Genomic DNA, 239 nt, shown 5'->3' with positions numbered 1-239 from the left:
TGGCATGTAGTGTTTACCACCTTCTAATTCAAGATTAATAATTAAGGCATCTTCTATAGCGTTTATTTTGTTAACGGCGCTGTAAATTTCGCTAGTGCCAATTCTAATTCCGTGCCTGTTTAATGTAGCATCAGAGCGCCCGTAAATAATTAACCCATTGGTTTCCGAATTAATTTTTATAAAATCGCCATGTCTCCATTTGCCTGGGTAATCTTCAAAATAACTGGCTTTATATCTGC

1 pseudogene is annotated in these 239 nt (G+C 36.4%); it reads right to left on the bottom strand.

Going from position 1 to position 239, the window contains the following annotated elements:
• Positions 1 to 239, bottom strand: a pseudogene (locus FUA24_RS24870) (acetoacetate--CoA ligase); the annotation flags it as partial.

Source organism: Seonamhaeicola marinus (assembly GCF_008085455.1).
This window is presented reverse-complemented; position numbering and strand designations above follow the sequence as displayed.